The sequence below is a fragment of the Bartonella sp. AA23NXGY genome, from assembly GCF_042197165.1.
Classification (GTDB): Bacteria; Pseudomonadota; Alphaproteobacteria; order Rhizobiales; family Rhizobiaceae; genus Bartonella.
Genome location: NZ_JBHIRO010000005.1, coordinates 56,602 through 72,000 on the forward strand (window position 1 = coordinate 56,602; position 15,399 = coordinate 72,000).

Sequence of the window (15,399 nt, forward strand, 5' to 3'; positions counted from 1 at the left end):
GTTCTGAGGGAAACTTGTAAAAGCCTAAATTTATAATGTTGTATTTTCGAGAAGCGGCGTTAAATAGCGGAGATATACTAAGTAAGTTCGTTGAACGCTTGAAAACGATGCTTTATCCACCAATTTGTCCTGGATGTAAGCAAAATGTTTTTACTTATGGTACGATTTGCTCCGAATGTTGGAAAGATCTTCAATTTATCACAAAACCTTATTGTCCTGTTATGGGGACTCCTTTTGTTTGTGATATGGGGGATGGTTTTCTTAGTGGTGAAGCACTCCGTAATTCCTATCCTTTTTCACGTGTTCGCTCAGTCATTGTTCATAAAGGGCTTGCACGAACTTTAGTAACGCGCTTAAAATATGGTGATCATATAGAATTGGCATCATTTATGGCCAATTGGATGATGTTTGCTGGACGCGAGGTTATTGATGATTGTGATGTTATTATTCCCATTCCATTGCATTTTCGTCGTTTTTGGGAGAGGCGTTATAATCAATCTGCTGAGCTTGCACGTTACATTGCAGCATCACAAAAAAAGCTTTTAAAACCGAGTTGGCTTGTTCGTTGTCGGCATACCCGTCCGCAGGTTAGTCTTTCTTCGAGAGAGAGAAAACTTAACGTAAAAAATGCTTTTAAGGTTTCGCATAAAGTTAAAAAATATCTCAAAGGATGTTCTGTTTTGCTGATTGATGATGTATTTACAACGGGTGCAACAGTTACAGCAGCAGCTGCTGCATTAAAAGATGCAGGTGCACGACAGGTTGATGTGCTAACATTTTCGCGTGTTCTCAAAGAAGATTCTATTTTTCCCTCTTCTTAAGAGGAATTTAAAATGAATATTATTAAAAAATATTGGAGGATAATACTATGAAAGAGGTAATAATTTATACACGCCCTAACTGTCCTTATTGTACAAAAGCACGTGATTTGCTTAATAAAAAAGGCGTAAAGTATACAGATATTGATGCTTCCACATCTCTTCGCCAAGAAATGGTACAGCGTGCAAATGGACGTAATACATTTCCACAAATTTTCATAGGTGATTATCACGTTGGCGGTTGTGATGATCTTTATGCTTTAGAGGCTGAGGGAAAGCTCAATTCTTTATTACAAGGCATATGATATTTGTAAATTACATATTCTTAAGACCGTTTTGCAAGAAGGAGATAGTTAACGCCCATGTCTTTTGAGCGATTCCAGCTGTCGTTTAATGGGTTATAAGTAATACCTATCTCATCAACGACAGTCAGAGCGTTTTTTGATAAGAAATTTTTAAGTTCTAGAGGTTTTAGGAATTTTTTATAATCATGGGTTCCTTTAGGAAGCCAACGTAGAATATATTCAGCGCCTACAATAGCAAGCCCCCATGCTTTCCATGTGCGGTTGAGTGTTGAGACAAACATCACCCCTTGTGGTTTCAGCATTTTTGCTGTAGCTTCTATGAAGAGATTAACGTCAGCGACATGTTCAACAACTTCCATATTAAGGATGATATCAAATTTTTCTCCTTCATTGGCAAGTACTTCTGCTGTCGTCGTGCGGTAATCAATGGAAAGATCATTTTGGGCTGCATGGGTTTTTGCGACTTCAATATTCGTTTGTGAAGCATCAACGCCTACAACTATAGCACCAAGACGTGCCATTGGTTCAGATAACAAGCCTCCTCCACAGCCAATATCAAGAATTTTCAAATTGTGAAAGGGCGTAAGTGAAGAAGGGTCACGATTAAACTCTAAACAGATTTTTTCTCTGATGTAAGCAAGGCGCGTTGGGTTAAATTGGTGAAGAGGTCGAAATTTTCCTTGTGGATTCCACCATTCTGTAGCAATACGTGAAAAATGATCAATTTCACTTTGATCAATAGTTGTTTGTGTTTCATCGATCATGTTGCCTTCCTTTATTTTTAATGATCAGGTCAAGTAGATTTTATACAAAGTCAAGAGAAATTAATATAATCATAATGAAACTTGCACAAATGATAGATATTCGCTATGTCGAGAAAATGGTTAGTTGATACAGCATCTAATTCTCATTACTGTTTGAGATAAGAGATGTAAAGGTAAGAGTGTTATTAATGGCGCGCATTGTCATGAAATTTGGTGGAACGTCTGTAGCAAACATTGAATGTATTCATAATGTTGCAAGGCATGTCAAAAGAGAGGTTGATGCAGGCAATGAGGTTGCCGTTGTCGTATCTGCGATGGCTGGTAAAACGAATGAACTTGTTCAGTGGACAAGTGATGCTTCCTCTATGCATAGAGATGCTCGTGAATATGATGTTGTGGTTGCTTCTGGTGAACAGGTTACGTCAGGTTTGTTGGCTTTGACACTTCAAGAAATGGGGGTGAATGCACGTTCATGGCTTGGTTGGCAAATTCCTATTCATACAGACAATGCGCATGGCCGTGCACGTATTACTAATATTGATGGATCTTTTTTAATCGAGTGTTTTCAGGAAGGTCAGGTTGCCGTTATTGCTGGTTTTCAGGGGTTATCTCCGGATAACCGGATTTCTACCTTAGGGCGTGGGGGATCAGATACAAGTGCTGTTGCTATAGCCGCTGCTGTACAAGCTGATCGCTGTGATATTTATACGGATGTGGATGGTGTTTATACAACGGATCCACGTATAGAGCCGAAAGCGCGTCGTTTACCAAAAGTAGCTTTTGAAGAAATGCTAGAAATGGCTTCTCTTGGTGCAAAGGTTTTACAGGTTCGTTCTGTTGAATTGGCAATGGTTCATAAGGTTCGTACCTTTGTGCGTTCAAGTTTTGAGGATCCTGATGCGTTAGGCATGGAGGATCCAATGAGTTCTTCTGGAACACTTATTTGCGATGAGGATGAAATTGTGGAACAACAAAATGTTACTGGTATTGCTTTTGCTAAGGATGAAGCACAAATTTCCCTTCGTCGGCTTGCCGATCGTCCAGGGATTTCGGCAGCAATTTTTGGTCCCTTGGCTGAAGAAAGCATTAATGTTGATATGATTGTGCAAAATATTTCTGAAGATGGCTCAAAAACTGATATGACTTTTACTGTACCATCATCAGATGTAGAAAAAGCCGTTACACTTCTTGAAAAGAATCGCAAAGAAATTGGATTTGATGTTCTCCAGTTTGAAAGCGATCTCGCCAAGGTATCTGTGATTGGTATTGGAATGCGTAGCCATGCAGGTGTTGCCGCTACAGCATTTAAGGCTTTGGCTGAAAAGGGTATTAACATTCAAGCAATTACGACCTCAGAAATTAAAATTTCTATTTTGATTGATAGTGCTTACACTGAACTTGCGGTTAGAACATTACATGCTGTTTATGCACTTGATAAGGGATAAGTATTTTTTAGTTTCAACAGAGTTTCAATAACGTAAAGCTTTAATATATATTAATAATTTTTGTTAAGGATATTTATATTTTAACTTAAATGGAATATTTAATACAGCAGGACTCTCTCATTTTAAACTTGTTCATGATGAATTTAAAATGGTCACTTATACATTACAAGAGAAAGATGTTTGGGTAAAAAACTGTTTAAGAAGGGATATAAAATATGCCGTCTATAAACGTTTTAGAGCCTATAGAGTGAGATGGAGAAGACTTTACGATAAGCCTTAATAGAACTAAGGAACAATGCACTGCGTTTATTCAAAGAATGCATGTTACATGAGGGACAGCCTCGTGAATACAGATTTAATATTATAAATCTTAGAGAAATGGGAGCTCATTGGATTAGTGACGGAATTACCAAAATAGAATTGATGATGTATTTTCTAGAGATGTTTAGTTTGTCATCAAATGATTGTTTATGACTTTATGTATATCTTGAAAATTTAATTTTTTCCGTATTACGAGGCAATAAAAAATATATCTCTATAGATAATATTTATGTTGCACTATAAGTTATAAAATTACCATGTCTTATGCGTTTATAGCTTCTTCAGAAGTACTTTTCATAAAATAATGATAATGTTACAGTGTGTTTCTTTTATGATTTTATTACTTAAATTTTTTTCATGTCTATTTCTCTTTTTTGAATTATGATTAAGATTTTCAAAGTTTTTGATACCTCCATATGTTCTTTAGGTTAACTTTCTTCCCTTAACTACTCTATTATAAGTATTTTCTGTGTCATACTGCCAATCACACATGAAATACATTCTTTCGTTTTTGCAGTATATTGTGCTAGTTTCTTATCATGTTTACATATTTTGCAAATGGTGGTCTTTGTAAGTAAAGCTCTTCTTGTGAGAAATATAGCCATATTATTTTACCCTTCTTGTATTTTATGTGGCGTTGTACAATTTGAAAGTCTCGGAAATATTGCTTTTTAAATTATCTATGAAGAGTATTTTATGATATCAAGAAATATAGAGCGTGCTCTTTAAACAAAAAGAAAATAAATATCAAATAAGAGCGGAAAAAGGGGAGAACAACGATATATATGCTCTATTTTTCCACCAATCATATGTTTTAGAATAGTCTAAATGACTAGGATTTTCTTTTTTTCCGCGAGTTAATTACGTAAACTAGAGTGCTCCCTATGGAAGCATGCTTCAAGTTTAATTCTTTCATGGAGTGAGACAAGCGATGTGTCGATGATAAAAAACGGGAATATTTTTCCACTCCATTGTCAATTTAATAGTGATGTTATGACGTTGTTATTCCAAATAAATCTTTTGTTTTTTGTTACCTGTATCAATATCTAATGTCAGAGCAGATGCATATTTGATGGTATATTGAGACGGATAAGGGGCCTACGAGCAACTCCTGTTTTTGTATGCCAGATAGGAATAAGGATGTTGCGTATACCTGGTGGGGTAATTTCTGAAATGGAGATAAAACCTAATTGGGTGAGAATATGAAGCCATAAAAGTGAAAACCAACTTCCATTTTACAACTTCCTTTTAATTCTGCTTTACAATTTTCAAAGGTATTGACAGCAATATCTTTTAAATAATGGATATTACACATTGGTTCACGTTTTTGTTTATTGCGTTATTTAAATCGTATATACCTTTCACGTAAAACAAAACGCTATTATAGTGCCAATTTACGTGCTTGTTTTGAAAAAATATCTCTCAAGTCCATTTCACGGCACCGACCATGAATGGTATAACGGTAAAGCCATTGTGCGCCCCATCTCCTTCTTAGATCAAAGGTGTCAGTTGGCCGTCATCATTTAATTTTTAGTTTTTGTGTTGAACAACTCTTGTATGGATATGGTGAAGCAGTCTTCTTTCTTCAAATAATCCATATTTCTCATCGGCTTGTGACGTGTAAGAGAATAGTCTTGATTGATTTATCATGTACAGATTTGAAATGAAGAAATCATACGATATTTGAACTCCATTCAAGATTTATAATGATAAATTAAATATTTTTTATCCAAAAATAATGTGCTTTTAAGCAGATAAAAATTAAAGTTATTTAGAATACCGCAATAAAATCAGTAACGAGGAGGGTGGTTTATTGAAAAAAAATAAACCATGGAATTACTTAACTGATTATTGAATTTTGCTTATTCTTATCTGTTTCGTATGATTAAACATAAGATATTGATTCATAATAATTAATTTTTTTATAGTGAATAATAGTCCTGACGAAAGGCAGCTTTTCTGAAACCACGAAGCCTTTTATATTGAAACAATTAAAATCATTTCTGTGCATATCATGAGTGGAGCTGGTGCATGAGTAAAAGAATATTGAAGAAAGGAATAAAAATATCTCTTATAAGTCTTTTTAAGAGTCAAAGGTGTTGTAACATTAGAGGCTCGTAAATAGTATGATGATGTTAGTTTTCTCCTTCATAAGTGTAAAGATGAGGCGAGACAACAGCTTTTACATTAAATATCGTCCGAACCCAACAAATGAGCGAAATCGCTTTTTAAAAGTTCTGCATAAAAATGTATTTTCAGTTAGTTTGTTAGGAACTATGAGAAATTCCTTTATTGCGCTTAATATAAATAAATCCATATCCCAGACCGATAAGGGCAGATAAACCTGAGCCACAAAGGACCCCAATTTTTGCCGCATCAAGCAGAATAATATCTTTAAAAGCGAGCATTGAAACAAAAATAGACATTGTAAAGCCAATTCCTGCTAAAAAACCAATGAGTAAAACACCTGTCCAGGTCATATGAGGGGGTAGGCGGCATAGTCCTGATTTTACAGCTATATAACTGGCAGTGATAATACCAAGAGGCTTACCGATGAAAAGACCAATGACAACACCCAGAACAATCAAGAATGATTTGTCAGAAGAAAGATCAAAGTTTGCAAAACTTACTCCTGCATTTGCGAAGGCAAAAACTGGCATGATACCGTATGCAACCCATGGATGCAATGCTTTTTGAACACGTGTTACTGGGGCAATCATGGCCCGTTGTCCTTTGCGCATCTTTTTCAATGCTGTTGAAATATGATGCAGATCTGTTTTTGTATTTTTTTCTTGAAGAATTTGCATAGCGTTACTGAGCATGGTGAGTGGCGCTACAAGAGTACGGGTAGGAAGAACGGGAGTCATCATCCCTAAGATTACACCAGCAAGCGATGGGTGAACACCTGTTACCATTAAACCCCACCAAATGATTGCACCAGGTAAAATGTAAAGCCATGCTGATGCAAGCCCGATCCACTGAAAAAATAGTACCAAAGCAATACCTACTCCTGCAATCATTAAACCGCTAGGATCAATGTTTGTTGAGTAGAAAAAAGCAATAATAAGAACAGCGATAATATCGTCAATAATTGCTAATGATAGAAGAATAATATGAAGATTAGAAGGAATTTTTTTTCCTAGAAGAGCAAGAATACCTAGAGCAAAGGCAATATCTGTTGCTGTTGGCACAGCCCAACCGCGGATATGTCCCTCGTTAAAATTGAAGATAAAGTAAATAATTGCAGGAACACAAACGCCCCCTATTGCAGCAACAATTGGTAAGATTGCTTGTTTAAAATCGGCAAGAGCACCTTCATGAATTTCGCGTCGAATTTCCATTCCTGCGACGAGAAAGAAAATAGTCATAAGGGCATCATTAACCCAGAAATGTAAATCCCATGAAAGAGTGAAATGACCCAAATTAAAGCCAAGAGGTGTATGCCAAAAAGATTCATAGAAAGCAGCATATTTAGAATTGGCAAAAATAAGTGCAGCAGCAGCAGCTAATAAAAGAACAACACCACTAAGAGCTTCAATATGGAGAAAACGCTCGATAGCAGAAAGCGCTTGATTGGTGACACGAGAAGCGCGATTAGGCAGGCGATTTGAAGATAAATCAGACATGAACAACTCCAAGAATCGACAATTTTAGATTCTATATTCTCTGTATAAATGACTCTGTGTGATACCCTCTGTATCATATAAAAGAAAAAAGAGGAATAAAGTTCTTAATTTATAGGTAAGATCATCATGTTTAAAGCACAAAATGTTTAAGGTGATGTTTCATTTTTAATAGTGAGATGTACTTTGCTTAAAGCCTTGGATAGATCATTTTGTAGAGCAGATTCGAGATCAACTATTGCGAGACCTTTATTATCGTTTGCTTTAATTTTAACGATCAATGTTTGTGAATTTTTAGCAAATTCTCCTAAGGATTTTGAAATTTTTTCTGCTTCGTCATGATTTTTTATCAGAATTTTTGGGGTCTGCGTCATCATTAGATAGAAATCGTCATAAAGTTCCTTTTTTAGATCATGTTGGCTGTCATTAAGGTTTTGCGCAAGATAAGAAAAAAGCTTATCAATGAAACCTGCATCCGTATATTGTATATTAATTTCATTGATGCCAAGGTCTTGAGACGCAGCAATCATTATATTTTTCTGACCAGAAAAAAGCTTTTCATCAACATCAATAACCTTAGCAGATATGTTCCCAGATCCAACGTTTTTCATATTGAAAGACATTGTATCAAGAAAGAGCATACGTTTTTTTTCATCGTAAGAAATATCAATTTTTCCTGAAACATTAAAGCGCTCAAGATTGATTTTTTTAAGCAAATTTAAGTCTTTTTCATTCATTTTTTTAGGTAAAACGGAAAGGTTATTGAGAGAAAGAAAAAGCTTTTTAGGGATAGGCTGTTTCCACAAACTTGGTTTGAATTGGAATGATTCGAGCGTTGCTTTCAACTGCGGTATATCAACAGTGATATTATCAACTTTGGCATCCGCTGAGGTAATGGCGAGCAGTATGTTTAGAAGAAGACCATTTTGTGCTACTTTTTCAGCGATTTTATTATTCTCTTTTCTTGCATTAAGATAAGCTTTGATTAATTTTTCAGGAGTTTGTTCAAGCGGTTTCATCTTTAAACCAGATGTTTTAAACTGTCCAAGGAAGAAAGAGCTGTTTTTTTCTGCCTCTTCAAAAATATCGACACTTATATTATTCAAAGAAATGGGGCCAGTAACGGTTTTACCTTGATTGAGAGCATTGTTTTTTCCAAAAATGATAGAGTAGGCATAGTTGATATCGATATCATGGGCTTTTATTGTATCACTTTTAGCCATAAGTTGCATCTGTTTGGCACCATTTGCTACGACCGTTTTAAGATCCATATTTTTGATACTAACTGAATGGATATGGTTATTTCTAAAATCAGAAAGCTGGAAATTCTTGATTTCAACCGTTTCTGTTCGGTTATTTTTATTTTCTATAGAAAGTTGTATATTGGGAGCAATAATTGAGGAAAGCTCAATACGCATCATTGATTGTAAAAGACGTGATGTTATCGTTCTATCCTTTTCTTTTAAGGATACATTCCGAAGAGAAATTTGGGGAATTTGCACATGAATATTATTATGCTTTAAATCAACATTATAAAATGTAAAAGTTCCGGGAATAAAGGAAAGAGGAGGACGGGCAGAAATGGCACCAATTTTAAGTGATGTACCAGCTGGAACAGGTAATGTCACATTCTTCAAATTGATTTTACCTAGAATGCTTACTTCAGATGTTTTGGCTTTTATGGAATGACGGGCTATTTCTTTTCTTACAAAACTGTCAAGATAGGGTTTTGCAATATAAAATCCACCAACAATTATAATTGCCAAGATAGCAACAAATCCAATAATGCAAGTGAGCCAATATCTGAGGTTACTTTGATACCCACTATTAAGATTGACCATTCTTTCTTCTTTCATTTTTACCACTCTTTGAATTGAGAGTGAAGATAAATTCTTTTAAGCAACGACAAAGGTTTAAATATAGCGTGTACCAGTTTCAACAATTATCTACTCTCTATATTAGAGTTATTCTCATCTTTTTTACAATATAGCTTTATCAACTTTTATCAATTTTCTTTGGGTTCAGCACTTTATAGAAAAGCACGCATAATAAGGAGAGGCAAGTTTATGCGCATCATAATTTTTTATCACTTTAAAATTATCCTAAAATATTTCGATGTCTGCTTTTATCTTGCTGCTGTTTATAGGAATATTTAAAACATAAAAAATATGTTCTTGTTCATTATAATTTAATGGGGAGAGGTAAGTGTTATGACAGAAAATCAAATAATGGCTTTTTCGATCATTGGTCTCATGATGGTTGTTTTTATTTGGGATCGATTTCGTTATGATCTTGTTGCTATTTGTACTTTATTAATAGCTTGTGCCCTTGGTCTTGTCAGTCCGAAGGAAGCTTTTAGCGGTTTTAGTAATGATATCGTTATTATCGTGGGGAGTGTGTTTGTTGTCAGTACTGCTGTATCTCGCTCTGGTATAATGGAATTTATTATCCAACGGATATGGCCAGACGTGAAATCGGTGCGTCTTCAATTAGCTTTTTTGGTTCTTTCTGTTGTCGTATTATCAATGTTTGTTAAAAACATTGGTGCTTTGGCGATTATGCTTCCGATAGCTTTTCAGTTTGCACGTCGTTCTCAGGTTTCTCCTTCTGTCTTTTTGATGCCCATGGCCTTTGGTTCTTTGTTGGGGGGGCTTATGACACAGATAGGAACATCTCCCAATGTTGTTATTTCAGCGATGCAAGAACGTTTAGTAGGAACACCTTTTACTATGTTTGATTTTACACCAGTTGGTGCGGTTGTTGCGACGGCTGGTGTTGTATATTTGGTCTGTTTTTATTGGCTTTTGCCTGTGCGTGTGCGTTCAGGTGTATCGTTTGATGATGCCATTGATATTCGTAATTATGTTGCAGAAGTACATATTCCAATAAATTCACCGATTGTGGGAAAAAATATTGTTGATTTGGTTAAGCCATCAAGTGGTGATGTTATGGTGATTCAAATCATCAGAAACAAAGTATCTATTTCACCATTACCAGATTTTGTTTTGTCTGAAAATGATATTATTTTGCTGGAAGGATCACATACAGGGTTAGATAGCGTGATGAACTCTGCTCGTTTAGAGTTTTTTAAGGGGGGAACTATTGTTGCAGGTGATAAGGACAGTGATATTATTGAAGCAGTCATTACCCATAATTCACCTCTTATCGGTATTAGTGCGAAAGAGTTTTCTTTATTTGATCGCTATAATGTAAATTTGCTTGCGTTAAGTCGTCAACATGAAAGGGTGCGGGGAAGACTTGATGATATTATTTTCCATCTTGGAGATGTGATTGTTTTGCAAGGACAGGATGCAGTTATTCCAAATTTATTAAGAGAATTGAAATGCTTGCCCCTAGCAAAACGAAATATTGTGTTTGGAAATTTACGACATGGTTTCATCTCTTTAGCTGTTTTATTTATAGCAATTATTTTTACAGCTTTTCATATTGTTCCAGTTGCTTTTTCTTTCTTTTCTGCTGCTGCTGCAATGGTGATCTTTCGTGTTTTGCCCGCGCGTGATCTGTATCAGGCATTAGATGGCCCAATATTAGTGCTATTAGCGGCTCTTATTCCAGTGAGTGAAGCGTTAGAGAAAACAGGATGTACGGATCTCATTGGTCAATGGCTGAGCCAATTGGCAATATTTTTCCCGCCATCCGGTGCTTTAGCGCTTATGTTGGTGACAGCTATGTTGGTCACGCCATTTTTGAATAATGCAGCAACAGTGATGATGGTAGCACCAATTGCGTCAAGTTTTGCTCATTCCCTTCATTATAAGCCTGAAGCTTTTTTGATGGCTGTTGCAATTGGTGCGGGCTGTGAGTTTCTTACACCTATTGGACATCAAAGTAATATGCTCGTGATGGCGCCAGGAGGATATCGTTTTAGTGATTATCCACGTTTAGGTGCTCCATTGGCGGTGTTGATCGTTATTATTGCTGTTCCAATGCTTATGTGGGTTTGGCCTTTACAATAGGATATTTTTAGAAACTTTAAGAATCAATTATAAAAGGTTGTTAATCGTATGAAGATAAGTTGAAGGGATATACTTTATATAAAGAGCTTTAACTGAAGATTTGGAATTATACCACACTGTAATCATGGCGCTTCGGTATTTTTGATACAGATAAAAATTTATCTATTTGGTTTTAGTAGATATTCATGGAAATTTACTGTTTATTCAAGTTTTTTCAAGAATTGGTTTTTCTATTATAATTGTATAATCCAATACAACCAACGATTGCGGTTGAAGACTTTAAAAGATTATTCCTCTATATAATGGAGAGAAAGTTCGCTTGAGATGATAGGCAATCATGATAAATATTAAGGCAGTGAATTTTTCATAATATGTAAAAGCTGTAATGTGAACAAATAGGGTGCTTACATCATTTTCGATTAAGACTGTTGCAAAAATCTGATTGAATTGGCTACATATTGATTTAAAATAAATAAACGAGCAATTTAAAGATTTTTAGTTAATTAGGGCTACCATCTTTATCCATTTATGCGTAAAAGCACAGGTGAAGTAACTTTTTTCAGGGTATGATATATGTCGTATGATAGTTTTATTGCTGAAGTGAATGCAGAATTTCGTCAGGAAAAGGCGCTTGCTTTTTGGAGACGGTATGGTTTTTCAATTATTGGAGCGGCTGTTCTTTTTATATTCATGATAGTTGCTTATCAAGTTTATCATCATACACAAATAAAGAAAGCTGGTTATATTGGTGATGCATTTGTAAAGAGTCTTGATCTTGCGGATACACGTGATTTTGATAAAGCGATAAAGCAATTAGAAACTGTTAAAACCTCTCATTTTGGGGGGTATCCTTTTCTTGCTCGTTTACGTGAGGCTTCTTTACTCATGGAGAAAGGTGATATTATTAAGTCAGTGGAGATCTTTGATTCTGTTGCAGCGGATGAGAAAGCACCGCAGATTTTGCAGAAAGTTGCAAAAATTCGGGCGGCTTATATTCTGGTTGATACAGGGACATTAGCTGATGTTGAAAAGCGCATCAAAGATATGGCAAGTGATACCGATCCTATGCGTATGTCTGCAAGAGAAGCTTTAGGCTTAGCTGCTTATAAGGCGGATAAAATGGATGAGGCGGTTTATTATTTTAAGAAAATTTCTGAAGAAGGTTCTTTGGGTTTAAAAATAACAGATCGGGCTCGAATGATGCTTGAGCTTATACAAGCTGAGGGCAAGGCAAATAAGGAATAAATCGATGAGCCTTACCATTGCTATCGTTGGTCGTCCCAATGTTGGGAAGTCAACACTATTTAATCGTTTGGTTGGGCAAAAATTGGCTTTGGTTGATGATAAGCCTGGTGTAACACGTGATCGGCGTATTCATGCGGCAAAACTTCAAGATCTACGTTTTGATGTGATTGATACGGCTGGGCTGGAAGAAGCAGGTGATCATACACTTGAGGGGCGTATGCGTTCTCATACAAAAGTTGCAATTGATGAAGCGGATCTTATTTTATTTGTATTTGATGCAAAGAGCGGAATAACACCAAGTGATTTAAATTTTTCTTCATTGGTTCGCAAATCAGGAAAGCCAATTGTGCTTGTTGCCAATAAGTCTGAGTCAAGAGCGGCAACAGGAGGAGAGTATGAGGCGTGGTCATTAGGTTTGGGGGAGCCATGCCCAATATCGGCTGAACATGGTTTGGGACTTAGTGATCTGCGTGATGCAATTATAGATGCTGTTGGGTCAGAGCATGTTTTTGGCAACAACAAAGAAGAAGATAGAATGATACAACCTGCATCTGTTGGTGATGATGTAAAGGATTTGGAAGAAGAGGAGCTTATTTACGATGAAAGTAAGCCCATTAGGATTGCAATTGCGGGGCGTCCCAATACAGGAAAATCCACTCTTATCAATAGTATGTTGAAACAAGAGCGATTGTTAACAGGACCAGAAGCAGGACTCACGCGTGATTCTATTTCTGTAGATTGGGAATGGCGTGGTCGTCATATTAAACTTTTTGATACTGCAGGTTTACGTCGAAAGTCGAGAATTCAAGAAAAATTAGAAAAACTATCTGTTGCAGATACTTTGCGTGCTATTCGTTTTGCAGAAGTGGTGGTCATTGTTTTTGATGCAACGATACCTTTTGAAAAGCAGGATTTACAAATTGCTGATCTTGTGATTCGTGAAGGGCGTGTTCCAGTTATTGCTTTCAATAAGTGGGACCTTATTGAAAACAGTCAGACCACATTGATTGATTTGCATGAAAAATGTGCGCGATTTCTTCCTCAAGTTCGTGGTTTGAGAGCTGTTCCTTTATCAGGACAATATGGTCAAGGGATTGATAAACTGATGGAAAATGTCATGATGATGCACCGTGTATGGAATCGTCGCATTTCGACGGCTAAATTGAACCAATGGCTTGGAACTGTTGTGGCACATCATCCACCTCCTGCGGTTTCTGGACGTCGACTTAAGGTTAAATACATCACACAGGTTAAGACACGTCCTCCTGGATTTATGATTTCCTGCTCGCGCCCCAAAAGTATGCCTCAGTCGTATTTGCGTTATCTTGTCAATGGGTTACGTGAAACATTTGATATGTCTGGTATACCCATTCGCATATCATTACGAGCCTCTGATAATCCTTTTGCGACACGTTCTAAGAAGAAATGATAACTCTTTAATTTTTTAAGTGAATGAAATCTATACTTAAGAATCTTAAAAATAAGTTTTTTCAATGATCTTTCTTTTCATAAAAGAAAAAGTTTTATTTGCTAAAGTTTTAATTTTATTGATAATCATTTCATGAGAAGAGTTTAATAAGGAGTATTTAAGAAAGAGTACATAATCCTCTTAATGGGTTATTAAAGTGCAAGAATAGATGCAATATGAGGGTAGGGGAATGTAATTATGATGCTTGTTTGAAAAGCAGCATTAGATTATCGTTTCATAAAAATAAAGCTTATGAATAAGCGCTTTTGCTTACGATAGTTTGTCTGAATAAAAAGCAAAAATATTTGCTGAATCTACGGATATTCAATTGTAAAGAGCGAAATTCATAAAAGTGGATTAAAATTGTATAAAGTAGTATGGTAATCGTATTTAAATTTTATTGTGTTTTATTGGCTTAATCTATTTGAAATTTTGGATTTATTAATATCTTGTATTTAAAGGACCTTCTCTTAATACCCTCAAGCTCATTTCGTGATGTGGTCTGTAATGGCGGATGTAAAATACTTTGCGAATAGGATCATACAGAAACCATTGATTATTATCATTTTCATAAAATAAAAAGTGCCAGTTTATTCGAATAAAAGGAGAAAACCAACGCTCTCATACTGTTTTTAGCTTTCTATGTTCTCTTTCAAAACTAGGACTGATATAACATTGGGAGTCGGAAAATAAGATGGTATTAGTTTACACCTTTTGTTAAGCGTAAAAATGGTTGTTCTATGAGTTTTATATTATTCACGTGAACTTTTGTTATACATTCACGGGTGCTGTCGTGAAATCGGTTTAGGTGCTTGGAATATCTTTTTAAGAAAGCATGTAAATTGAAAAATACGTTATTTCTGCAATAAAATTTATATGATAACTTGTGATAGATTTCTTTTAGTATCTTGACGAATAAATTCGGGAACAATATGATGCACACGGTTTTATGAAATGTATTCTTATGTTGCTTTTTAATTAAGGAGCCAATGATGGCGATGGGCGAGAAACCCGTTATGAGCCGTAAGGAGGCTGAAGAGGAAAAGCAAGGAGAGTGTCTTCATTCAGAGGATTTGGAATGTCGTAGTAGGAACTTAAGCGTAGCTTTAGTGCGCAAGCAAGCATTAAAGAAGCGGGAGCATAGGAATAAGCGGGAAAAATCACAAGGAAGGATGGCAGGTGCAATTAAGCTTTCCAGTGAGTTTCTGGCAAGTATTATAGTTGGTATTGTTTTGGGGTTGGGGTTTGATAAGTTAGCAGGTTCATGGCCTTGGGGATTGGTATTTTTTCTCTTCTTTGGATTTGCTGCTGGTGTATTGAGTATTCTTCGGTCTGTGGGGTATGTTTCCTCCAGTCAATTAGGAAAAAAAGGCGTATTGCGCCAAGATAAACAAAATAAAGGGGCCAATGAGAGGTCCGATAAATGAGGTTGA

The 15,399-nt window shown here is 35.9% G+C and carries 10 protein-coding genes; 7 read left to right on the top strand and 3 right to left on the bottom strand.

The window, feature by feature from the left end; genetic code table 11:
• The first annotated feature begins 35 nt into the window (after positions 1–35).
• On the top strand, positions 36–821 hold the full coding sequence (locus tag ACFINY_RS04060; RefSeq protein WP_375612080.1) for a ComF family protein: 786 nt from the start codon (positions 36–38) through the stop codon (positions 819–821).
• 47 nt (positions 822–868) lie between these two features.
• On the top strand, positions 869–1,123 hold the full coding sequence (gene grxC, locus ACFINY_RS04065) for a glutaredoxin 3 (RefSeq protein WP_375612081.1): 255 nt from the start codon (positions 869–871) through the stop codon (positions 1,121–1,123).
• A 20-nt stretch (positions 1,124–1,143) separates the two neighbouring features.
• On the opposite strand, the gene ubiG is transcribed toward grxC, so the two are convergent.
• Positions 1,144–1,887: a bifunctional 2-polyprenyl-6-hydroxyphenol methylase/3-demethylubiquinol 3-O-methyltransferase UbiG gene (gene ubiG / locus ACFINY_RS04070; RefSeq protein WP_375612082.1), complete on the bottom strand. Its 744-nt coding sequence runs from the start codon at positions 1,885–1,887 to the stop codon at positions 1,144–1,146.
• 188 nt (positions 1,888–2,075) lie between these two features.
• On the opposite strand from ubiG, the gene ACFINY_RS04075 reads away from it, so the two are divergent.
• Positions 2,076–3,332, top strand: coding sequence for an aspartate kinase (locus ACFINY_RS04075; RefSeq protein ID WP_375612083.1), 1,257 nt, complete (start codon positions 2,076–2,078; stop codon positions 3,330–3,332).
• 2,588 nt (positions 3,333–5,920) lie between these two features.
• On the opposite strand, the gene nhaA is transcribed toward ACFINY_RS04075, so the two are convergent.
• Both nhaA and ACFINY_RS04085 read right to left on the bottom strand, forming a co-directional pair.
• Positions 5,921–7,279 (bottom strand): Na+/H+ antiporter NhaA, encoded by a 1,359-nt coding sequence (gene nhaA / locus ACFINY_RS04080; protein ID WP_375612084.1) that lies wholly within the window; start codon positions 7,277–7,279, stop codon positions 5,921–5,923.
• A gap of 146 nt (positions 7,280–7,425) precedes the next feature.
• A complete protein-coding gene (locus tag ACFINY_RS04085) occupies positions 7,426–9,132 on the bottom strand; it encodes a hypothetical protein (RefSeq protein WP_375612085.1) in 1,707 nt (568 codons plus the stop codon).
• Positions 9,133–9,486: 354 nt separating this feature from the next.
• Between ACFINY_RS04085 and ACFINY_RS04090 the strand changes: the two genes are divergently transcribed.
• The 4 genes from ACFINY_RS04090 (at position 9,487) to ACFINY_RS04105 (ending at position 15,393) form a co-directional block, all read left to right on the top strand.
• Complete coding sequence (locus ACFINY_RS04090) at positions 9,487–11,253, top strand: SLC13 family permease (RefSeq protein WP_375612086.1); 1,767 nt, start codon at positions 9,487–9,489, stop codon at positions 11,251–11,253.
• Between the two features lie 573 nt (positions 11,254–11,826).
• On the top strand, positions 11,827–12,498 hold the full coding sequence (locus tag ACFINY_RS04095) for a tetratricopeptide repeat protein (RefSeq protein ID WP_375612087.1): 672 nt from the start codon (positions 11,827–11,829) through the stop codon (positions 12,496–12,498).
• A 4-nt stretch (positions 12,499–12,502) separates the two neighbouring features.
• On the top strand, positions 12,503–13,927 hold the full coding sequence (der, locus tag ACFINY_RS04100; protein ID WP_375612088.1) for a ribosome biogenesis GTPase Der: 1,425 nt from the start codon (positions 12,503–12,505) through the stop codon (positions 13,925–13,927).
• Between the two features lie 1,031 nt (positions 13,928–14,958).
• On the top strand, positions 14,959–15,393 hold the full coding sequence (locus tag ACFINY_RS04105) for an AtpZ/AtpI family protein (protein WP_375612110.1): 435 nt from the start codon (positions 14,959–14,961) through the stop codon (positions 15,391–15,393).
• Positions 15,394–15,399: the final 6 nt, after the last annotated feature.

Excerpts from the sequence above, each read along its gene's own strand:
- ACFINY_RS04095 (WP_375612087.1), top strand. The coding sequence starts at position 11,827 with ATGTCGTATGATAGTTTTATTGCTGAAGTGAATGCAGAATTTCGTCAG.
- ubiG (WP_375612082.1), bottom strand. The coding sequence starts at position 1,887 with ATGATCGATGAAACACAAACAACTATTGATCAAAGTGAAATTGATCAT.
- nhaA (WP_375612084.1), bottom strand. The coding sequence starts at position 7,279 with ATGTCTGATTTATCTTCAAATCGCCTGCCTAATCGCGCTTCTCGTGTC.
- ACFINY_RS04060 (WP_375612080.1), top strand. The coding sequence starts at position 36 with ATGTTGTATTTTCGAGAAGCGGCGTTAAATAGCGGAGATATACTAAGT.
- der (WP_375612088.1), top strand. The coding sequence starts at position 12,503 with ATGAGCCTTACCATTGCTATCGTTGGTCGTCCCAATGTTGGGAAGTCA.
- ACFINY_RS04075 (WP_375612083.1), top strand. The coding sequence starts at position 2,076 with ATGGCGCGCATTGTCATGAAATTTGGTGGAACGTCTGTAGCAAACATT.
- grxC (WP_375612081.1), top strand. The coding sequence starts at position 869 with ATGAAAGAGGTAATAATTTATACACGCCCTAACTGTCCTTATTGTACA.
- ACFINY_RS04090 (WP_375612086.1), top strand. The coding sequence starts at position 9,487 with ATGACAGAAAATCAAATAATGGCTTTTTCGATCATTGGTCTCATGATG.
- ACFINY_RS04105 (WP_375612110.1), top strand. The coding sequence starts at position 14,959 with ATGGCGATGGGCGAGAAACCCGTTATGAGCCGTAAGGAGGCTGAAGAG.
- ACFINY_RS04085 (WP_375612085.1), bottom strand. The coding sequence starts at position 9,132 with ATGAAAGAAGAAAGAATGGTCAATCTTAATAGTGGGTATCAAAGTAAC.